Consider the following 20,045-nt stretch of genomic DNA (forward strand, 5'->3'; position numbering starts at 1 on the left):
TAATTTGGATTTCTTTAAAAAATCGCGTGTAAAACTGTCGTAACGAGATCCACGTTGAATCAGTGATTTTTCTCATCGCGAAGATATATGACCCAGTACGTTAACCCTACCAGCAAACCACCCCCAATGATGTTACCTATGGTCACAGGGATGAGGTTGTCGATGATAAAGTTACTGATGTTTAATTCTGCGAACTGTGCCGGCGTTGTACCGACAGCTTGCCAGAATTCGGGTGTTGCAAAGTTCTTAATGACGATACCTAAGGGGATCATGAACATGTTGGCGATGCTGTGCTCGAAACCGCTGGCGACAAACATGGCGACCGGCAAAATCATGGCAAACATTTTATCCATCAGGCTGCGGCCGGAGTAACTCATCCAGACAGCCAGGCAAACCATCAGGTTAGCCAAAATCCCAAGGCAAACGGCTTCGATAAAGGTGTGATGCATCTTATGGTCGGCTGTTTGCAGAACGTTCAGTCCCCACAAACCGTTATCGACCATGTATTCACCGGAGAACCAAATCAGGGCAACAAAGAACAGTGCGCCGATCAGGTTGCCAACATAGACATTGGCCCAGTTGCGTGCTAGTTGTCCCCAGGTGATACGCCCGCTGGCTTTAGCAATAACAATCAGCACAGTGGAAGTGAACAGGTCTGCACCACACACGACGACCAGCATCAGACCCAATGAGAAGCAAATGCCCCCGACGAGTTTTGCCAGGCCGAATGGAACGGTCCCGGTGCCAGTGGTGGAAGTGATATAAAAAGCAAAGGCGATAGAAATAAAGACGCCAGCAGTAATGGCTAAAAAGAACGTTTTTAACGGCTGTTTGGTGGCTTTATAAACGCCGGCATCTTCAGCAACTTTAGCTGTAGCGGCGGGTAATATAAGATCGAAGGGGTTGTCAGCTTTCACATTAACTCTCTTATTCAGGGCTATGCACTGCGCAACGAGATACTAGCAAAGCAGTATAACGTAAAAATTGACGTGGATCATAAGGGGAGAATTTTAGTGGTTTGTAGGCTACTACTGAATGGGTGCTTTATTGGGTAACTTGTTGAAATTATTAAATTAAAAACATTTTAAATTTTACAAAAAAAGTTGATGGATACTTAAAATATTTTTATTAATAAGTGAATGAAAATGATTGCCTGTTAATTATTATCATTTATTTCAGTTCGATTTCATTACACATAATTAACGTTGTCGGTTTTTGCGGCTATTAACGCCCGAAAAGGCCATGCATCGTTATTTAGCGCGAAATTACACGCCATTTCATTAGCTGAGTCAAACCTTAGATTCCTGATAAAAGCACCAGGCGAGAAAGGCAGATAAAAAAACCGGCAGAAATGTCTGCCGGTTCAGATTTGTCATCGTGCGGTAATAATCAGGCCTTGGACCAGTGACGACGCTTTGCCACCTGTAACTTCTCGTAGGCGCCGAGTAAGGCCTGATGGGCTGGCAGCGCTTTAAGATCTGGATCAACCGCAAACAGGCTGTGGAAACGCACTTCGCCGCTAATTGCCGCAGAAGCATCTTCCACCGCTTTCTGACCGTACATTTTCACGAAGGCATTGTAGTACTGAGCCGGTTCGCGATCTTCTTCCAGCGAAAGCTGAAGCAAGGTTTGCAGACAACGATAATAGTTGTTGCGTTCGTCGCTGTAGACCGATGAGTTAAACTCATGTGCCCATTCCGCCCAGGTCAGTGCCTGATCGAAATCACCGCCCGCCAGTGCAAGCATTGATTTCAGCTCGCCAACGCGCAAAGTGTACCAGCCGTTATCTTTACCGCTGGCGATACCCAGCAACTCGCGCACGCGGGTGAAGTCATCCAAACCTTCATCATCGAGCTGAGTTATCATCTCGAGATAGGTTTCTTTCGGCAAATCGCTGTCCGGCAGTGCCAGAAGCTGTTCGCGCAGGTGTGCGCCCATGCTGTTATTGGCCAGCAGTAAATCTTCCGCCGGATAAATATCAGACATGCCCGGAACGATGATGCGGCAGGCATAAACGTCCAGATGCTCGTAATCGGCAATGTATACTTCAGCACCTTCTTTATCGAAGATGGCCATCAGCGTGGCGAACTCTTCTTCGGTCGATCCGCTGAAGCTCCAGTCAGCAAACGGATAGTCTGCGTCTTGTTTAAACATATCCCACGAAATCAAACCGCTTGAATCGATGAAGTGCGTTTCGAGGTTAGCGTGTTCGGCAACTTCTTCGTCATCGAAGGTCGGCGGGGTGAACACATCCAGATCTTTCAGGCTGCGGCCCTGCAGTAATTCGGTCACGGTACGCTCGAGCGCCACGCCGAAATCAGGGTGCGCGCCAAATGAGGCGAAACAGGTACCGTTGGCCGGGTTGAACAGAACTACGCAAATGACCGGATAGTTGCCGCCCAGTGAGGCGTCATAAGAGAGGATCGGGAAACCTTCTTCTTCCAGTTTCGCAATAGCTTCCACCACGCCCGGGTAACGCGCCAGCACGTCGGCAGGAATTTCAGGCAGGCTGATAGATTCTGCAATGATGCGGTTTTTAACGTAACGCTCGAAGACTTCTGACAGACCCTGCACACGAGCCTCGTTGGCGGTGTTACCGGCCGACATCCCGTTGGAGACATACAGGTTGCCGATGATGTTCATCGGAATGTACACAGTTTGCAGATCAGACTGACGGGTGAACGGCAGGGCGCAGATCCCGCGATCGGGATTGCCCGATTGCAGATCGACCAGATCGCTGGCTACCAGCTCTTTGTCGGCATCGTAAAACTCATGCAGGCGCTCATCCAGAATGCCTTCCGGCAGCGCGTTGTCTTCGGCAATCGGGAACCATTTTTCGTTCGGATAATGAACGAAATCACTATTGGCAATTTCTTTACCCAGATAGAAATCGGCGAAGAAATAGTTTGTCGACAGACGCTCAAAATATTCACCCAACGCAGACGCCAGAGCGGCCTTCTTGCTCGCACCTTTACCGTTGGTGAAACACAGCGGACAGTCGCGATCTCGGATATGCACGGACCAGACGTGCGGAACCGGGTTCAGCCAGGAAGCTTCTTCGATGTTAAAACCGAGATCGGTGAGTTTTTGTTGGAAGCGGGAAATGGAGTCTTCCAGCGCCGCGTCTTTACCAGGAATAAAAGTTTGCGTCATTGAGTTCACTTTTGAGCGTGCTAAAAACGCGCAATGATACGGGGTTTTACGACGTACCTCCACGTATTCGTGTTAAGAATGTAATCGCGTTGTAACGCGCTAAGCCTGTCTATAAGGAGGCATCCGATAAGCGACTGTTTTTCTACTATCTGTGTAGCCGGGTGAAAGAGCTCAAAGTGGGTGAAAAGGCAGTCTGTCCACGCGGTCAGAATCTTACGTGAGTCAGGGCGCTGAACAGGGTGCGCGTGTGAACAGATAATCCTGTTAAATCAGCTTTCCAGGGAGGAAAGAACCTTGTGACCCAGATCTCATCGTTGATTATCAGGTCGTCATCAATAACCGTTGCAGACTGCTTGTCTCGGATGATAAAACCGGTAAATTAATGGTTACTATGTGGCTGTCTCAGAGAAGTGGTGAGGGGAAATGACTCAGGTTTATAATTTTAGTGCAGGCCCGGCAATGATCCCGGCAGAAGTATTGCGTCGTGCGGAACAGGAACTTTGTAACTGGCACGGGTTGGGTACTTCGGTGATGGAAATCAGTCACCGCAGTAAGGAATTTATCCAGGTAGCCGAGGAGTCCGAAAAGGATATTCGTGACCTGCTGAATATTCCGTCGAACTATAAAGTTCTCTTCTGCCATGGCGGCGCGCGTGCGCAGTTCGCCGCAGTGCCGATGAATCTTCTGGGTGATAAATCTACCGCAGATTACATTGATGGCGGTTACTGGGCGCACAGCGCAGTAAAAGAAGCCCAAAAATACTGCATACCCAATGTCATTGACGTCACCACCACGATTGACGGCAAACGCGGCATTTTACCCATGAGCGAATGGAAGCTGAGTCCAGATTCTGCCTATGTTCATTACTGCCCGAATGAGACTATCGACGGCGTAGCTATCGATGAAATGCCTGATTTCGGTGACAAAATTGTGGTTGCTGATTACTCCTCCTGCATCCTGTCCCGCCCGATCGATGTGAGCCGCTTTGGTGTGATTTACGCCGGCGCGCAGAAAAATATCGGTCCTGCCGGCCTGACCTTGGTGATCGTCCGTGAAGATCTGCTGGGTAAAGCGCGCACTGAGTTGCCTTCCATCCTTGATTACACCGTGCTGGCCGATAACGATTCTATGTTCAACACCCCGCCGACGTTTGCATGGTATCTGTCTGGTATGGTCTTCAAATGGCTCAAAGAGCAGGGCGGCCTGCGTGAAATGGAAAAACGTAATCAGGCGAAGGCCGAATTACTGTACGGCGCCATCGACCGCACCGGTTTCTATCGTAACCCTGTTGCCGCGGCTAACCGTTCTTGGATGAACGTGCCATTCCAGATGGCGGATGCTTCTCTGGACAATTTATTCCTGGAGCAGGCGCAGGCAGCCGGCCTGCATGCACTGAAAGGCCATCGTGTAGCTGGCGGTATGCGCGCATCTATTTATAATGCGATGCCTCTCGAAGGTGTGAAGGCTCTGACCGACTTTATGGCGGAGTTCGAAAAACGCCACGGCTAAGCGGGCTGGCTTTCGGGCAAGCAAAATGCTTTTGTAAGAAGCCTTAAAAATGACCCCGATTTACAATCCGGGGTCATTTTATGAAATGAAGAATTGGAGAAAGAGTGGAATCCCTGACATTACAACCCGTTGCATTGGTTAACGGCAGCATCAACTTACCCGGCTCAAAGAGTGTTTCTAACCGTGCGCTTCTACTGGCTGCTTTTGCACAGGGTACTACCCGCCTGACTAACCTGCTCGACAGCGACGATGTGCGCCATATGCTCAATGCGCTGACGCAGCTGGGTGTTGCGCATCGCCTGTCTGCTTCCCGCACTGAGTGTGAAATCGACGGTCTGGGCACGGCTTTTTCCAATGCTAAAGGGCTGGAATTGTTCCTCGGAAATGCGGGCACTGCGATGCGTCCTCTGGCTGCTGCATTATGTCTGGGCGAGCAGGACGTCGTACTTACCGGCGAACCGCGCATGAAAGAGCGTCCGATTGGCCATCTGGTTGATGCCCTCCGTCAGGGCGGCGCGCAAATTGATTATCTCGAGCAGGAAGATTATCCGCCGCTGCGCCTGCGCGGTGGCTTTACCGGCGGTGACGTCAGCGTGGATGGCAGCGTATCCAGTCAGTTCCTTACTGCTTTATTGATGACCGCGCCTTTGGCTGAAAATGACACCACAATTCAGATCAAGGGTGAACTGGTTTCTAAGCCTTATATCGACATCACCCTGAACCTGATGAAGACCTTCGGAATTGAAGTCGAAAATCATCAATACCAGCAGTTTCGCATCACCGGTAAACAGCAGTACGTTTCGCCGGGTGCTTATCTTGTGGAAGGGGATGCGTCTTCCGCGTCCTACTTCCTGGCTGCGGCGGCGATCAAGGGCGGCACCGTTCGCGTCACCGGTATCGGTAAAAACAGTATGCAGGGTGATATTCGCTTTGCTGACGTTTTGGAAAAAATGGGCGCAAAAATCCACTGGGCTGATGATTATATCGAATGCACCCGCGGTGAGCTGAAAGGCATCGACATGGACATGAACCATATCCCTGATGCAGCCATGACCATCGCCACGGCGGCGCTGTTCGCACAAGGTCCAACGAGACTTCGCAACATTTATAACTGGCGTGTAAAAGAAACTGATCGTCTCGCGGCGATGGCGACGGAGCTGCGGAAAGTTGGGGCGACAGTGGAAGAGGGTGAAGATTATATTCGTATAGAACCGCCGCAATCCCTTAAATTTGCAGAGATTGGCACGTATAACGATCATCGCATGGCGATGTGTTTCTCGCTGGTCGCGCTTTCCGATACGCCGGTTACCATCCTTGATCCGAAATGTACGGCGAAAACGTTCCCTGATTATTTTGAACGTCTCGCGGCAATAAGTACGCTGGCATAGTCTATAACTATGTGGGTCAATGCAGCGGACATCCTTGATGTCCGTTTTTTTTGCTTATTCTCTTTGAGAACCGTCCGCTTTTTAGACAACTGGTCAATGTGGGGTAACAGTTACCGCAAAGGCAGCGTATAATGCCGCTCCTGAATTAGTCCTCTCAGGCTAATGAAGCGGGTATCACCCACCGAAAGGAGACAAAAATGACGGCTTTAGCCCCGGTAATCACCGTTGATGGGCCAAGTGGTGCAGGTAAAGGTACGTTGTGTAAAGCGTTGGCCGAAGCCTTTAACTGGCATCTGCTCGATTCTGGTGCCATTTACCGCGTTTTAGCGCTGGCTGCACTGCATCATCAGGTTGATATCGTCTCAGAAGAGGCATTAGTTCCGCTGGCCGCACATCTCGACGTGCGTTTTGTCGCTCAGGATGGGCAGTTACAAGTAATTTTAGAAGGTGAGGATGTCAGCAATGAAATCCGCACCGAAACGGTAGGCAATACCGCGTCTCAGGCGGCCGCTTTCCCTCGTGTCCGCGAAGCGTTACTGCGTCGCCAACGCGCATTTCGTGAGGCGCCGGGCCTGATTGCAGACGGACGAGATATGGGTACGGTGGTATTCCCCGATGCACCGGTGAAAATATTTCTCGACGCCAGTTCCGAAGAACGTGCCAACAGAAGAATGCTACAGTTGCAGGAAAAGGGCTTTAGTGTTAACTTTGAAAGGCTTTTAGCCGAGATCAAAGAACGCGATGATCGGGATCGTAATCGATCCATTGCGCCTTTAGTGGCTGCTTCCGATGCGTTATTACTGGATTCAACCAGTATGTCCATCGATGAAGTCATCGAAAAAGCGTTGGCTTACGCCACAGAAATTCTAGGGTTACCGCAAAAACAAACCCGGTAATCGAGCCGTAATCTGGTGCTGGAGTCTATTCAGTGCCAGTTTTGGCTATAGTTTTTTTTAACCTCGCCGCAAGGATCTGTAGCGGGGCATTTGAAACAACCCCATCCAGCAGGACGCCAGATGGACGTTAAACTTAAGAACCTAAAGATTAACAACATGACTGAATCTTTTGCTCAACTCTTTGAAGAATCCTTAAAAACAATCGAAACCCGTCCTGGTTCCATCGTTCGTGGTGTTGTTGTGTCCATCGACAAAGATATCGTACTGGTTGACGCCGGTCTGAAATCTGAGTCTGCAATTCCGGCAGAACAATTCAAAAACGCACAGGGCGAACTGGAAATCCAGGTTGGCGACGAAGTTGATGTTGCGCTGGACGCTGTCGAAGACGGCTTCGGTGAAACTCTGCTGTCCCGTGAAAAAGCTAAACGTCATGAAGCTTGGATCACGCTGGAAAAAGCTTACGAAGAATCTGCAACTGTTACCGGTGTTATCAACGGTAAAGTTAAAGGCGGTTTCACTGTTGAGCTGAACGGTATCCGTGCGTTCCTGCCAGGTTCCCTGGTAGACGTTCGTCCTGTTCGCGACACGCTGCATCTCGAAGGCAAAGATCTTGAGTTCAAAGTCATCAAACTGGACCAGAAACGCAACAACGTTGTTGTTTCCCGTCGTGCAGTAATTGAGTCTGAGAACAGCGCAGAGCGCGATCAACTGCTGGAAAACCTGCAGGAAGGCATGGAAGTTAAAGGTATCGTTAAGAACCTCACTGACTACGGTGCATTCGTTGATCTGGGCGGCGTTGATGGCCTGTTGCACATCACTGACATGGCTTGGAAACGTGTTAAACACCCAAGCGAAATCGTCAACGTGGGCGACGAAATCACTGTTAAAGTTCTGAAATTTGACCGTGAACGTACTCGTGTTTCCCTTGGCTTGAAACAGCTGGGCGAAGATCCATGGGTCGCTATCGCTAAACGTTACCCAGAAGGTACTAAACTGACTGGTCGCGTTACCAACCTGACTGATTACGGCTGCTTCGTAGAAATCGAAGAAGGCGTTGAAGGTCTGGTTCACGTTTCTGAAATGGATTGGACTAACAAAAACATCCACCCATCTAAAGTTGTTAACGTGGGTGATGTTGTTGAAGTTATGGTTCTGGACATCGACGAAGAACGTCGTCGTATCTCCCTGGGCCTGAAACAATGCAAATCCAACCCATGGCAGCTGTTTGCAGAAACCCACAACAAGAACGACCGTGTTGAAGGTAAAATCAAGTCAATCACTGACTTCGGTATCTTCATCGGTCTGGACGGCGGCATCGACGGCCTGGTTCACCTGTCTGACATCTCCTGGAACGTTGCAGGCGAAGAAGCAGTACGTGAATACAAAAAAGGCGACGAAATCGCAGCTGTGGTCCTGCAGGTTGACGCAGAACGTGAACGTATCTCCCTGGGCGTGAAGCAACTGGCTGAAGATCCATTCAATAACTACCTGTCTGTTAACAAGAAAGGTACTATTGTTACTGGTAAAGTCACTGCAGTTGACGCCAAAGGTGCTACAGTTGAATTAGCTGGCGGCGTAGAAGGTTACCTGCGCGCTTCAGAAGCTTCTCGCGACCGTATTGAAGACGCAACTCTGGTTCTGAGCGTTGGTGATGAAGTTGAAGCTAAATTCACCGGTGTTGATCGTAAGAACCGCGTAGTAAGCCTGTCCGTCCGTGCTAAGGACGAAGCAGACGAGAAAGATGCAATCGCTGTGGTTAACAACAAACCAGCAGAAGAAAGCAACTTCTCTAACGCTATGGCTGAAGCGTTCAAAGCGGCAAAAGGCGAGTAATGACGGGGGGCGGTTCTGCCGCCCCGATACGGTAGTTTAGCTGCAAAGCTTGGAGGTAATATGACCAAGTCTGAACTTATTGAAAGACTTGCTGGCCAGCACTCTCATATCCCGGCGAAAGCCGTTGAGGATGCAGTGAAAGAGATGCTTGAACATATGGCTGCAACCTTGGCTGATGGTGAACGCATCGAGATCCGTGGGTTTGGCAGTTTTTCTCTTCACTACCGTGCTCCGCGTGTTGGGCGCAACCCTAAAACTGGCGACAAAGTTGAGCTGGATGGCAAGTATGTCCCTCACTTCAAACCGGGCAAAGAGTTGCGTGATCGCGCGAACATTTATGGTTAAGGTTTCGGCCTGAATCGTGAATGACTGCCTATAGCGAATGCTAAAACGGTGCCTTTCAAGGCGCCGTTTTTTTTGGTTTAAATTATCCAAATTTATTTCTCAATTTCTCCCCCTTATTTGCGTAACGTCCCGCATTCCGTCGTTCTTCTTCTTGTCCCCTGTTCATCTCAATACCATACTCCAGCCAGAATCTGACCAGGGTGGTCGAATGATGAACGTAGAGGGAGCGCCATCAAAATCTCATTGGACGAGGTCGCTGTCGCGGTCGTTGTGGGTATGACTCCGCTGGTATTTATTGCTCAACTTCCCTCAATGCAGTGGATTACGGCGATGTGCTTTATCGCATGGATTCTGTGGGGCTCACGCAGGAAGATAATCAGACTGGTGATGATCGCTTTACTGAGTTTCGTCTGGGCCAGCATGCAAGGCAGTAGCCTGCTTGAGCAGACGCTCACGCTTGCGGGTGCCAATCGTGAAGTCGTCGCCAGCGTGCAAACTATTAATCTGGGGCAGGGCGGTGCGACATCTCAGTTTTTCAAAATTGAAAAGGTAGGTGGGAAGCAGATATTCCCGGCGGTTCTATTCCGTGCCAAATGGGAAGGAGCGGAAACGCCCCTCTCTGCGGGACAGAAGTGGAAATTGAACGCCAGTTTTCGTCCTGTCCACGGCCTGTTAAATGAAGGGGGATTTGATGCACAACGCTGGGCGTTGGCGCGGCATGCACCACTGACGGCGACGATCCGGCGAGGCGTAGTGCTGGAGGGAGGGAGCACGTTCCTCCAGCAATTCATCCATCGCGTACAAGCTGCAATGCCTGAACTGGCGAATACGCCGGTGCTTATCGCCTTGGCGTTTGGTGAAAAGGGGTTAATTAATGGCGATGAAAAGCTTTTACTGCAAAGAACCGGCATCGCTCATCTCGTGGCGATTTCAGGCCTTCACATTGGTATTGCCGCCTTGTTTGGCTGGTGGCTGGCGCGGGGAATGCAGTTTTTTCTGCCAGTAAGGCTGATTGATTACCGCTACCCGTTACTGGTCAGTGAGATATTTCTGCTGACGTATACCTGGCTATCTGGTTGTAATGCCCCCGCATTACGCGCCGCGCTGGCAGTCTCGCTGTGGATTGTACTGAGGTTTTTTCGTATAAGTTGCCATCCGTGGCAAGTCTGGTTATGGGGCGTCGCGTTGTTGTTACTGGCTGACCCGATGAATATTCTGTCGGACAGTTTCTGGTTGTCTTGCTTTGCCGTAGCGTCTCTGGTTTTCTGGTTTCAATGGATGCCGTTATCTGCGTCTTTTCAGAATGCATGGTATTGGTCTTTCTTACGCTGGGGACATCTTCAGGTGGGTATAACTCTGCTTCTGTTACCCTTACAAGTCGCGATTTTTCATGGCCTGAATCCCTCATCATTTCTGGCAAACATGTGGGCGGTTCCGATTGTTTCGATGGTGACTGTGCCGATAGTCCTGATAGTTTTACTCTTAAATTTATTCCCTACTGGCTGGATGTCAGGGATGCAAATCATCTTCTGGAAAATGGCAGATCACACCCTTAGCCTGGCGATCTGGGGCGTTAAATCCTTTTCCGAGAACTGGTTTACACTGGGGGAAAGCTTCTTGCTAATCAGTTTCTCAGGCTGGTTGGCAGTTCTCTTATGGCGACTGAGCGACATCAGGCATCGCTTGTCATTGCTGACTTCATTATGCATGGTCTCTCTGTGTTGGGTCACTCGCATGGCACCTGAGCGCTGGCGGGTGGATATGCTGGATGTCGGGCACGGGCTATCGGTGCTTATCAGCAAAAATGGCAGAGGAATTCTTTACGATACCGGCAACCGCTGGGAAGGGGGCTCGGCGGCAGAGCAAAATATCGCGCCACTGCTACGCTGGAGGAATATCCGTTTAGAGCAGATAATCATCAGCCACGATGATATGGATCACCGGGGAGGGCTCGAAATTTTACAGGTGATGTATCCGAAAGCGAGCCTGCGCGACAGTTCCCTCTCTGCGGGTCATCTACCTTGTATTGCTGGAGAACACTGGCGATGGCAAGGACTGAACTTCAACATTTTGTGGCCGTTGAAGCCGACGACGGATGCACGTAATGATGACAGTTGTGTCATTCGCGTTGATGACGGCACATTCAGTCTGCTGCTGACGGGTGATATTGAGGCCGGCACCGAAAAGGCGTTAATCAAAAAGGAACGAAAGGGGTTACAGTCCACCTGGCTTCAGGTGCCACATCACGGCAGCAATACCTCCTCTTCCCCCCCATTCCTGCGGGCCGTTCAGCCGGCAATGGCGATGGTATCGGCAGCGCGTTTTAATAAATGGCATCTTCCGGCGCATAAAGTTGTTAGCAGATACAACAAAGCCCGCTATGACTGGCACTCGACCTCTGTATCAGGTCAGCTGAGTATCTTCATTTATGATGATTATTGGGCAATTAAGGGCTTACGTGAGCAATTAATTCCCCGTTGGTACCACCACCGGTTTGGAGTATCTGAAGATAATGAGTAGAATAGACCGCTATTTCTTTCGATGCTGGTTGATATTGCATGATGAACGATAAAGATCTCTCCACGTGGCAGACATTCCGTCGCTTATGGCCGATGATCACACCTTTTAAGGCCGGGCTGATTGCTGCGGCTATTGCACTGGTCGCTAACGCCGCCAGTGATACATTCATGCTGTCCTTGCTGAAGCCACTGCTTGATGACGGGTTTGGTAAAGCCGACCGCTCAATTTTACTATGGATGCCGCTGGTCGTTATCGGCCTGATGATTGTGCGTGGGGTCAGCGGATATATTTCAAGTTACTGTATCTCATGGGTTTCAGGCAAAGTGGTCATGCATATGCGTCGCCGCCTGTTCGGCCATATGATGAGAATGCCTGTCGCTTTCTTTGATCAACAGTCTACCGGTACCTTGCTCTCGCGTATTACTTACGACTCCGAGCAGGTTGCTTCGTCCTCCTCCAGCGCACTGGTTACCGTGGTGCGCGAAGGGGCGTCGATTATCGGGCTGTTCATCATGATGTTCTACTACAGCTGGCAGCTGTCAGTGATCCTGCTGGTGATTGCGCCGATCGTTTCTGTTGTTATACGCGTGGTGTCAAAACGTTTTCGTAACATCAGTAAATCCATGCAGAACACCATGGGGCAAGTTACGACCAGCGCCGAACAGATGCTGAAAGGCCATAAAGAAGTGCTTATTTTTGGTGGTCAGAAAGTCGAAACTCAGCGCTTTGATAAAGTCAGTAATCGTATGCGTCAGCAAGGTATGCGTATGGTCTCTGCTGCTTCGATTTCAGACCCTATCATTCAGCTGATCGCTTCTCTGGCTCTGGCATTCGTGCTCTATGCCGCAAGCTTCCCGTCCGTGATGGAAACGCTGAGTGCCGGTACGATCACCGTAGTGTTCTCATCGATGATCGCCCTGATGCGTCCGCTGAAATCCCTGACTAACGTGAACTCCCAGTTCCAGCGTGGTATGGCTGCCTGTCAGACTCTGTTTTCTATTCTGGATATGGAGCAGGAGAAAGATGAAGGCAAACTCGAAGTGAAACGCGCTAAAGGGGATGTTGAATTCAAAAATGTGACCTTCACTTACCCTGGCCGCGACATTCCTGCACTGCGTGAGATTTCTTTCAGCTTGCCTGAAGGAAAAACCGTAGCACTGGTTGGGCGATCTGGTTCGGGTAAATCGACCATCGCAAACCTGCTGACGCGTTTCTACGATATTCAGGAAGGGCAAATTCTGATGGATGGCCATGATTTGCGTGAATACACGTTGTCTTCACTGCGCGATCAGGTGGCGCTAGTCTCCCAGAATGTCCACCTGTTCAACGATACCATCGCCAATAACATCGCTTACGCCCGTACTGACATCTATTCTCGCGAAGAAATCGAAAAAGCGGCGACTATGGCGTATGCCATGGACTTCATCAGCAAGATGGATCAGGGGCTGGATACGGTGATCGGCGAAAATGGTGTGCTGCTTTCCGGCGGTCAACGTCAGCGTATTGCTATTGCCCGCGCATTGCTGCGTGATTCGCCAGTCCTCATCCTCGATGAAGCGACCTCGGCGCTGGATACAGAATCCGAGCGTGCAATTCAGGCCGCTCTTGATGAGTTGCAGAAAAACCGTACCTCACTGGTGATTGCGCATCGCTTATCGACCATTGAAAAAGCCGATGAAATTCTGGTGATTGAAGACGGACGCATAGTTGAACGCGGCTCGCATACGGTTCTGCTGGAAGAGCGTGGCGTTTACTCACAGCTTTATCGGATGCAGTTTGGCCAATGATTGAGCGCATCTGGTCAGGTCAGTCACCGCTTTACTGGTTACTTCTGCCACTTTCATGGCTGTATGGACTGATCGCTACGATCCTCCGTTACAGCTATAAATCAGGGCTAAAAAAAAGCTGGCGGGCACCTGTGCCCGTTGTGGTAGTCGGTAATCTGACTGCCGGAGGTAACGGTAAAACACCGGTGGTGATCTGGCTGGTGGAAACGCTGCAATTGCATGGATTCCGCGTTGGCGTAGTGTCACGCGGTTACGGTGGAAAATCATCCCACTATCCGCTTGTGCTGTCTGAAACCACGACGACAGCCCAGGCTGGTGATGAGCCAGTGCTGATTTATCAGCGGACGGGGGCACCGGTTGCGGTGTCACCGCTGCGTTCTGACGCGGTTAAAGCGCTACTTGCTGATAATGAACTGGATGTAATCATTACCGACGACGGTTTACAGCATTACGCACTTAAGCGAGATGTCGAAATTGTCGTCGTGGATGGTGTGAGGCGTTTTGGCAATGGTCTCTGGTTGCCAGCGGGTCCTATGCGGGAACGTGCATCCCGTCTGCGCTCCGTGGACGCCATCATTACCAATGGTGGTACTGCAGAAACAGGTGAGCTGGCGATGGTTTTGCAGCCTGGCAAAGCGGTCAATCTGATGACGGGCGAACAGCGCGATGCGTCAGCATTGCGAAATGTTGTGGCAATGGCCGGGATAGGGCATCCACCGCGTTTTTTCGCTACGCTGAAACAATTGGGGCTGAGTTTGCAAAAAGAGGTCGCTTTTGCGGACCATAAGGCCTATCAGGTTGAGCAGCTTTCTGCATTAGCTCAGTCGGAACAAACACTTCTGATGACTGAAAAAGATGCCGTGAAATGTCGTGATTTTGCGCAGGCCAACTGGTGGTATTTACCCGTTGAAGCAAAAATTCAGGGTAGAATGGCTGAGGAATTACTGCAAAAAATCACTGATCTCATTCTTAAGAAATCCCACTAATTTTCTTTAAACTCGCTTGAATCATGTTTTCTGTTAAATTTCTGACTATTTTTTAAAATTTAAACTACATGATTTATAAAGATTAATTCTCTTTATTCAGAGAATCATAACAATTTTTTCAGCACGCCGCTTGCTATTGTTTTATGAGTGTGAGTTAATGCGTGCAGCCTGTGTTGCAGCGCTATTTATGTATGAGTGTAGAGTAAAGCAGTTCCTCCCAGACGTTATCTCTTTCCCGATGATTCCGCTTCCAAGACGAACCTTCTAAGTCCTCCCCATAAGTAATTGTCTGAACTATTGGCCAACATTGCCAAATGGCAGGATTTTATATTTCGTAAAAAGGTTTTAAAAATGTCTAAGAAAATGGGTCAGGTTAAGTGGTTCAATGAAAGCAAAGGTTTTGGTTTTATTGAGCAAACTGATGGCGGTAAAGATGTCTTCGTACATTTCTCTGCAATCGCAACCGATGGTTTCAAAACTCTGGCCGAAGGTCAGCGTGTAGAATACACCATTCAGGATAGCCCGCGTGGTCCTGCTGCTGCTAACGTTATCGCTCTCTGATAAGAGGCTGACGTGATGATATGAAATAACGTTACCCGTTTTTTTATATCAGCAGAGCAAAGCCCGCCGGACGGCGGGTTTTTAATGCCTGTAAAGTGACATACGGCGTGAAGATAAGTCGTAAAGTTAGTTAAAATAATCGTTAAAACATATTCGCTCATTAGAGGTTTTTTATAAAAAAATAAACTTAGAAATGGGCAAACGCATCCGAACAATAATAAAAAAGTGTGTTCATGGATGCCCAAAAGAAAGGATAGAAATTATGATGTTAAAAATGGGTTTAGTTAAATGGTACAACCAGGCGAAAGGCTATGGTTTTATTTGCCCTCTCGACGGTTCTTCTGAGATTTATGTTCAGCGTACTTCCATTGCGAATACCAAAAATAAATCCCTGAGTGCCGGTCAACGTGTCGAATTCACTACGTATCGCAGTGTAGCGCACGGCCCTTCAGCGGCTGACGTTATCGCATTCTGAGTCTGAATTTTGTTGTTCCCCGTTGAGCTGAATTTTACGCTCCGGTAAAAATATGCTATCGGTATCCACAGTTTATTTGCTGCCATGGATACCGATATGTCTCACCCGGTTATATCTCTCGTTTCTGCCCGCACCCTGCATTTGTCTGCTCAAAACCTTCATAAACCTCGGATCAAAAAACCGTCCCCCGACGATGTTGTGCAGGCAATCCGCACTATGGGATTATTGCAGATCGACACAATAAGCGTGGTTGCCCGCAGTCCGTATCTGGTGTTGTTCAGCCGGCTTGGCAATTATTCACCACAGTGGCTGGAAGACGCGCTGTCAGCGGGTAAGATTTTTGAATACTGGGCGCATGAGGCCTGCTTTATCCCCAGCGAAGATTACGGCCTGCTGCGCCATCGCATGTTGAATCCGCAAAAAATGGGATGGAAATTCTCGCAGGCATGGTTCGATGAACATCAGCAGGATATTCAGGCATTACTGGCCCATATTGCGGAGAATGGTCCTGTACGATCAGCGGATTTCAGCGCCGGGAAAAAACCAAACAGCGGCTGGTGGGACTGGAAACCGCATAAAAAGCATCTGGAAACCCTGTTCACGTCCGGCCAGCTGATGATCGCTGAACGGCGTAATTTTCACCGTGTCTATGATCTGGCTGAACGTGTTATGCCTGGCTGGGATGATGGGACCCAGTCACTGACGCAAGAAGAGGCAGAGTTTCAAATGCTCAGGCTTTCTGCGCAATGTCTCGGCTTATTCAAAGCGGAGTGGCTGGCGGATTATTACCGGCTTAAGCGTGTCGATACTAAAAAGGTAATCGCGCAGATGCTGGCGGATGAGGACATTACGCCCGTTGAAGTTGACGGACTGGAAGGTGTTTTTTATGTGCATCAGCAACAATGGTCTCTGTTACAGCAGGCGCTGGATTCAGGTATTTCCTCTACCGTAACGACGCTTTTATCACCCTTTGACCCCGTGGTGTGGGACCGCAAGCGTGCATCGACGCTGTTCAATTTTGACTATCGGATCGAGTGTTACACGCCAGAAGCGAAACGCCAGTATGGCTATTTCAGCTTACCCATTCTGCAACGTGGTGAACTTATTGGCCGCGTTGACGCCAAAATGCATCGTAAGGAAAAAATCCTTGAGGTTAAAAGTTTGCATCTGGAGCCAGGTACAAGAATCACATCCCGACGGGTGCAGGATATCACCGGTGCTGTGAATCGGTTTGCGTTATGGCAGGGGGCCCGGCAGGTGACAGTCGGAAAAATTCCTGAATCGTTAATCACTTACTGGAATACAGGCTGGCCGATAGGGTGAAAAAGCAAAACGGCTGCGTCAGGCAGCCGTTGATTCACGATGATTGCAGGTGTCACGCAATGTTAGTTGCTGAAGTTTGCGAACATTGCGATGATTTTGTTAATGGTTTTCATTTGATGACTCATATTGGAAGTTATTTATGTGATGCAGCTCACAAAAAATTCTACTCCGGCTCCGCCAGTAACGCAATCCTCACAACGTGAAAATTTTCTCGTTACATTTCGATCTCTCTCTACCTCTTCCTGGGGATGTGGGTATTAACGCTGATCGGGCGGTTATGTTATTCTCTGGCACCGTCGTATTGTGTTTTCCAATGCATTTTCGCGCTGCGCCACATAGATAATGGGCGTATTCGCCCCCGGGAGAATTTTATGGATCACCGCTTGCTTGAAATCGTTGCTTGCCCTGTGTGCAACGGAAAGTTGTATTTCAATAAAGAGTCGCAGGAACTGGTCTGCAAAGCGGACAGCCTTGCGTATCCCGTCCGGGATGGCATACCTGTTTTATTAGAAAACGAGGCCCGCCCACTTTCTGTTGATGAGACGCATCCATGAGTTTTATTGCTATTATTCCCGCCCGTTATGGCTCGAGCCGTTTGCCGGGTAAACCTCTGGCGGATATCAACGGTAAACCAATGGTTGTCCACGTTATGGAACGTGCGTTAGAGTCGGGCGCGAAGAGAGTCATCGTTGCGACCGATCACCCAGAAGTCGTGAAGGCTGTTGAAGCTGCCGGGGGGGAAGTGTGTCTGACGCGTGCGGATCATCAGTCGGGGACGGAGCGTCTGGCCGAAGTGATTGAATTATGCCAGTTTGCCGATGACGAAATTATTGTTAACGTGCAAGGGGATGAACCGTTAATCCCGCCGGTAATTATCCGTCAGGTGGCTGAAAATCTGGCCAACAGCGAAGCGGGAATGTCCACACTGGCCGTGCCGATTGAAACCGCCGAAGAAGCGTTTAATCCAAACGCTGTCAAAGTTGTGCGCAATGCTCAAGGCTACGCGATGTATTTCTCCCGGGCAGCCATCCCCTGGGAACGCGAGCGGTTTGCGGTATCAAAAGAGTCTATTGGCGATGTATTCCTGCGTCATATTGGTATCTACGCCTATCGCGCCGGGTTTATTCGCCAGTACGTTAGATGGGAGCCGAGCGAGTTGGAACATATCGAACTTCTCGAGCAACTGCGCGTGCTATGGTACGGTGAAAAAATCCACGTTGGCGTTGCGAAGGCCATTCCTTCTGTCGGGGTGGATACGCCGGAAGATTTAGAACGCGTGCGCGCAATCTTGAGTCGCTGATGATTTTCAAACGGGATGCCATCGCATTCCGTTTACCCTTTCCTGATTTACATGAATTTCATTTCTTTTTGCGTGATGTCTTCCCCTTTCTCTCCCGACTATCCGGTTTTTGTTTGATCTGAAACGGGGTATTCCTGCATTGAAGCTTCCATCATAACCGCTACTCTTTTCGTCACTGCGAACACGTTATGGAACAGCTAAAAGCCGAATTAAGTATTGTGCTGGGCGAGCGTTTATCCCGCCTGGAGTGCGTCAGTGAACAGCCTTATGCCCATCTTTTTTCACTTTACGATGAGCAGGGCTACGCCATGCCTCTGATGGCGAAAAGCTTTACCTGTCTGGGCATTGCTGGCCAGGAGGCTTACAAGCTGTCGATGCTGGCGCGCGAAGGCGTGGTGCGCGTGCCGACGGTGTACGGCATGGTGACCACACACCAGAAACCCTATCAAGAAATTTTGCTGATCGAACGCCTCCGGGGCGTTTCGGCGGAAGCGCCTACGCGAACCCCTGAGCGCTGGCAGGTGTTGCAGGATCAAATCGTGGAAGCGATGCTGGCCTGGCACCGCATCGACAGCCATGGTTGCGTGGGTTCGGTCGACAGTACGCAGGAGAACCGTTGGGGAAACTGGTATCCGCAACGTGTAGAAGTGTTATGGGCCACGTTGTCGAACTTACAGGCCCCCGAACTCACGCCTGAGGATCGCACGCTGTTATTTCGATCACGCCAGTGTCTGGATGCCATGTTTGATGATTTTGACGATACGCCGGTGCTGGTTCACGGTAATCTTTCACTGCGCAGTATGCTCAAAGATCCGCGCAGCGATCAGCTATTGGCAATGATCAATCCCGGCACCGTACTGTGGGCGCCGCGTGAGTTTGATATGTTCCGTTTGTGGGAAAAGGGCATGAGTGAACAACTGCTGTTCAGCTATTTGCAGAAAGCGCCCGTTTCGGAAACATTCCTTGCCCGTCGCTGGCTGTATCTGGTCTGGGAATCAGTAGCACACCTGATCCATACCGGTAAGCTTGATCGACGGCAGTTTGATTACGCACGGCAACAGCTGCTGCCGTGGTTGAATTAAGTCAATTTGCTTAAGCCTTGCGTCCGGATAACCATTGCCATCCACGACCTAGCGTTTCATACCATGCGCGCTCGCTGTGGGAAAAATACAAGGCCTGCGGCAAGGTTTTCTCCCATGGATTGAGCGGGGAGTCGATCGCCAACTGGTTCGCCGGTGCGGGTATCGGTGACAAGCCCTGCTGATGGAAGAAAATCATCGCGCGCGGCAGGTGATTGGCCGATGTAACCAGCACGAATGGCTGTTGCCCGATCAACATTTTGACCTGCTGCGATTCCTCATGGGTATCTTTCGGCTTATCCAGTAGCAAGATGTCGCTTTCAGGCACGCCTAAACTTTCTGCTACTTTTCCCGCAACCGCCGCGCTGCTGACTGGATTGGTCATCGCCGCGCCGCCGGTAAAGATCAGTTTTGCCCCCGGATTGGCGCGGTAAATTCGGATCCCTTCTGCCACGCGTGGCAGGCTATTGCTGATCAAATTCGAACTTGGTGCCCAGTCAGGATTGAAGGTATAGCCGCCGCCCAGCACCACGACATATTTCACCGGCGGATGTGCCTGTGGCTGATACGTCGGATATTCTGATTCTATAGGTCGCAGCAGACTGTCAGCGACAGGTTGCAGGCTCAGCAGTAGCAACAGGAGCCAACTCAGCGAAAAACAAACTTTTCCGGTTTTCTGCCAGCGGGTCATCCACAGCAACACCAGCGCAACGGCCATGATCAGCAAAATAAACGGTAAGGGAAGCAGCAGGCCGCCCACGGTTTTTTTAAGGATAAACAACATCAGAAACCGGTCCTTTTGAGTGAAAAAACGACATCCGGGCGTGATTCCGCTTCAGGATGATTTATTCTACGTCCGCCTGTGCCAAAATAGCAGCCACATAGCTGTA

17 protein-coding genes are annotated in these 20,045 nt (G+C 50.0%); 14 read left to right on the top strand and 3 right to left on the bottom strand.

The window, feature by feature from the left end:
* Positions 1 to 59: 59 nt before the first annotated feature.
* Both focA and ycaO read right to left on the bottom strand, forming a co-directional pair.
* On the bottom strand, positions 60 to 917 hold the full coding sequence (focA, locus tag ACMHLI_RS04485; protein ID WP_413528429.1) for a formate transporter FocA: 858 nt from the start codon (positions 915 to 917) through the stop codon (positions 60 to 62).
* 472 nt (positions 918 to 1,389) lie between these two features.
* Positions 1,390 to 3,153 (bottom strand): 30S ribosomal protein S12 methylthiotransferase accessory factor YcaO, encoded by a 1,764-nt coding sequence (ycaO, locus tag ACMHLI_RS04490; RefSeq protein ID WP_413528430.1) that lies wholly within the window; start codon positions 3,151 to 3,153, stop codon positions 1,390 to 1,392.
* A gap of 423 nt (positions 3,154 to 3,576) precedes the next feature.
* On the opposite strand from ycaO, the gene serC reads away from it, so the two are divergent.
* From serC to ACMHLI_RS04560, 14 genes are all read left to right on the top strand, one after another.
* Entirely contained in the window at positions 3,577 to 4,662 is a 1,086-nt protein-coding gene (gene serC / locus ACMHLI_RS04495) for a 3-phosphoserine/phosphohydroxythreonine transaminase (protein WP_413528431.1), read from the top strand.
* A gap of 104 nt (positions 4,663 to 4,766) precedes the next feature.
* Positions 4,767 to 6,050 (top strand): 3-phosphoshikimate 1-carboxyvinyltransferase, encoded by a 1,284-nt coding sequence (gene aroA, locus ACMHLI_RS04500; RefSeq protein ID WP_413528432.1) that lies wholly within the window; start codon positions 4,767 to 4,769, stop codon positions 6,048 to 6,050.
* A gap of 197 nt (positions 6,051 to 6,247) precedes the next feature.
* Positions 6,248 to 6,946: a (d)CMP kinase gene (gene cmk, locus ACMHLI_RS04505; RefSeq protein ID WP_112166358.1), complete on the top strand. Its 699-nt coding sequence runs from the start codon at positions 6,248 to 6,250 to the stop codon at positions 6,944 to 6,946.
* A gap of 120 nt (positions 6,947 to 7,066) precedes the next feature.
* Complete coding sequence (gene rpsA / locus ACMHLI_RS04510) at positions 7,067 to 8,779, top strand: 30S ribosomal protein S1 (protein ID WP_056769263.1); 1,713 nt, start codon at positions 7,067 to 7,069, stop codon at positions 8,777 to 8,779.
* Positions 8,780 to 8,839: 60 nt separating this feature from the next.
* Entirely contained in the window at positions 8,840 to 9,124 is a 285-nt protein-coding gene (ihfB, locus tag ACMHLI_RS04515; protein ID WP_013574835.1) for an integration host factor subunit beta, read from the top strand.
* A 276-nt stretch (positions 9,125 to 9,400) separates the two neighbouring features.
* Positions 9,401 to 11,644: a DNA internalization-related competence protein ComEC/Rec2 gene (locus ACMHLI_RS04520; RefSeq protein WP_413528433.1), complete on the top strand. Its 2,244-nt coding sequence runs from the start codon at positions 9,401 to 9,403 to the stop codon at positions 11,642 to 11,644.
* 38 nt (positions 11,645 to 11,682) lie between these two features.
* Positions 11,683 to 13,431 (top strand): lipid A ABC transporter ATP-binding protein/permease MsbA, encoded by a 1,749-nt coding sequence (gene msbA, locus ACMHLI_RS04525; RefSeq protein ID WP_413528434.1) that lies wholly within the window; start codon positions 11,683 to 11,685, stop codon positions 13,429 to 13,431.
* Positions 13,428 to 14,417 carry a tetraacyldisaccharide 4'-kinase gene (gene lpxK / locus ACMHLI_RS04530; protein ID WP_413528435.1) on the top strand — a complete coding sequence of 330 codons (990 nt, stop codon included), beginning with the start codon at positions 13,428 to 13,430 and terminating at the stop codon, positions 14,415 to 14,417. Before msbA ends, lpxK begins: the two co-directional genes overlap by 4 nt.
* 351 nt (positions 14,418 to 14,768) lie before the next feature.
* Positions 14,769 to 14,978 carry a cold shock domain-containing protein gene (locus ACMHLI_RS04535; protein WP_218521340.1) on the top strand — a complete coding sequence of 70 codons (210 nt, stop codon included), beginning with the start codon at positions 14,769 to 14,771 and terminating at the stop codon, positions 14,976 to 14,978.
* Positions 14,979 to 15,240: 262 nt separating this feature from the next.
* Positions 15,241 to 15,453, top strand: a complete 213-nt coding sequence (locus ACMHLI_RS04540; RefSeq protein ID WP_413528436.1) for a cold-shock protein — start codon at positions 15,241 to 15,243, stop codon at positions 15,451 to 15,453.
* 96 nt (positions 15,454 to 15,549) lie between these two features.
* A complete protein-coding gene (locus ACMHLI_RS04545; RefSeq protein ID WP_413528437.1) occupies positions 15,550 to 16,776 on the top strand; it encodes a winged helix-turn-helix domain-containing protein in 1,227 nt (408 codons plus the stop codon).
* A gap of 371 nt (positions 16,777 to 17,147) precedes the next feature.
* A complete protein-coding gene (locus tag ACMHLI_RS04550) occupies positions 17,148 to 17,330 on the top strand; it encodes a Trm112 family protein (RefSeq protein ID WP_056771818.1) in 183 nt (60 codons plus the stop codon).
* Positions 17,327 to 18,076 carry a 3-deoxy-manno-octulosonate cytidylyltransferase gene (gene kdsB, locus ACMHLI_RS04555; RefSeq protein ID WP_413528438.1) on the top strand — a complete coding sequence of 250 codons (750 nt, stop codon included), beginning with the start codon at positions 17,327 to 17,329 and terminating at the stop codon, positions 18,074 to 18,076. The genes ACMHLI_RS04550 and kdsB overlap by 4 nt, the downstream gene beginning before the upstream one ends.
* A gap of 188 nt (positions 18,077 to 18,264) precedes the next feature.
* On the top strand, positions 18,265 to 19,158 hold the full coding sequence (locus ACMHLI_RS04560) for a YcbJ family phosphotransferase (RefSeq protein WP_413528439.1): 894 nt from the start codon (positions 18,265 to 18,267) through the stop codon (positions 19,156 to 19,158).
* A gap of 10 nt (positions 19,159 to 19,168) precedes the next feature.
* Here ACMHLI_RS04560 and elyC read toward each other — a convergent pair whose 3' ends face one another.
* Complete coding sequence (gene elyC, locus ACMHLI_RS04565; RefSeq protein WP_413528440.1) at positions 19,169 to 19,939, bottom strand: envelope biogenesis factor ElyC; 771 nt, start codon at positions 19,937 to 19,939, stop codon at positions 19,169 to 19,171.
* Between the last annotated feature and the right edge of the window lie 106 nt (positions 19,940 to 20,045).

The sequence above is a fragment of the Rahnella inusitata genome, assembly GCF_965118895.1.
In the GTDB taxonomy this organism is placed as follows: domain Bacteria; phylum Pseudomonadota; class Gammaproteobacteria; order Enterobacterales; family Enterobacteriaceae; genus Rahnella; species Rahnella inusitata_A.

Excerpts from the sequence above, each read along its gene's own strand:
- cmk (WP_112166358.1), top strand. The coding sequence starts at position 6,248 with ATGACGGCTTTAGCCCCGGTAATCACCGTTGATGGGCCAAGTGGTGCA.
- elyC (WP_413528440.1), bottom strand. The coding sequence starts at position 19,939 with ATGTTGTTTATCCTTAAAAAAACCGTGGGCGGCCTGCTGCTTCCCTTA.
- rpsA (WP_056769263.1), top strand. The coding sequence starts at position 7,067 with ATGGACGTTAAACTTAAGAACCTAAAGATTAACAACATGACTGAATCT.
- lpxK (WP_413528435.1), top strand. The coding sequence starts at position 13,428 with ATGATTGAGCGCATCTGGTCAGGTCAGTCACCGCTTTACTGGTTACTT.
- ACMHLI_RS04545 (WP_413528437.1), top strand. The coding sequence starts at position 15,550 with ATGTCTCACCCGGTTATATCTCTCGTTTCTGCCCGCACCCTGCATTTG.
- ACMHLI_RS04535 (WP_218521340.1), top strand. The coding sequence starts at position 14,769 with ATGTCTAAGAAAATGGGTCAGGTTAAGTGGTTCAATGAAAGCAAAGGT.
- serC (WP_413528431.1), top strand. The coding sequence starts at position 3,577 with ATGACTCAGGTTTATAATTTTAGTGCAGGCCCGGCAATGATCCCGGCA.
- msbA (WP_413528434.1), top strand. The coding sequence starts at position 11,683 with ATGATGAACGATAAAGATCTCTCCACGTGGCAGACATTCCGTCGCTTA.
- ihfB (WP_013574835.1), top strand. The coding sequence starts at position 8,840 with ATGACCAAGTCTGAACTTATTGAAAGACTTGCTGGCCAGCACTCTCAT.
- ycaO (WP_413528430.1), bottom strand. The coding sequence starts at position 3,153 with ATGACGCAAACTTTTATTCCTGGTAAAGACGCGGCGCTGGAAGACTCC.
- kdsB (WP_413528438.1), top strand. The coding sequence starts at position 17,327 with ATGAGTTTTATTGCTATTATTCCCGCCCGTTATGGCTCGAGCCGTTTG.
- ACMHLI_RS04520 (WP_413528433.1), top strand. The coding sequence starts at position 9,401 with ATGACTCCGCTGGTATTTATTGCTCAACTTCCCTCAATGCAGTGGATT.
- ACMHLI_RS04540 (WP_413528436.1), top strand. The coding sequence starts at position 15,241 with ATGATGTTAAAAATGGGTTTAGTTAAATGGTACAACCAGGCGAAAGGC.
- ACMHLI_RS04550 (WP_056771818.1), top strand. The coding sequence starts at position 17,148 with ATGGATCACCGCTTGCTTGAAATCGTTGCTTGCCCTGTGTGCAACGGA.
- ACMHLI_RS04560 (WP_413528439.1), top strand. The coding sequence starts at position 18,265 with ATGGAACAGCTAAAAGCCGAATTAAGTATTGTGCTGGGCGAGCGTTTA.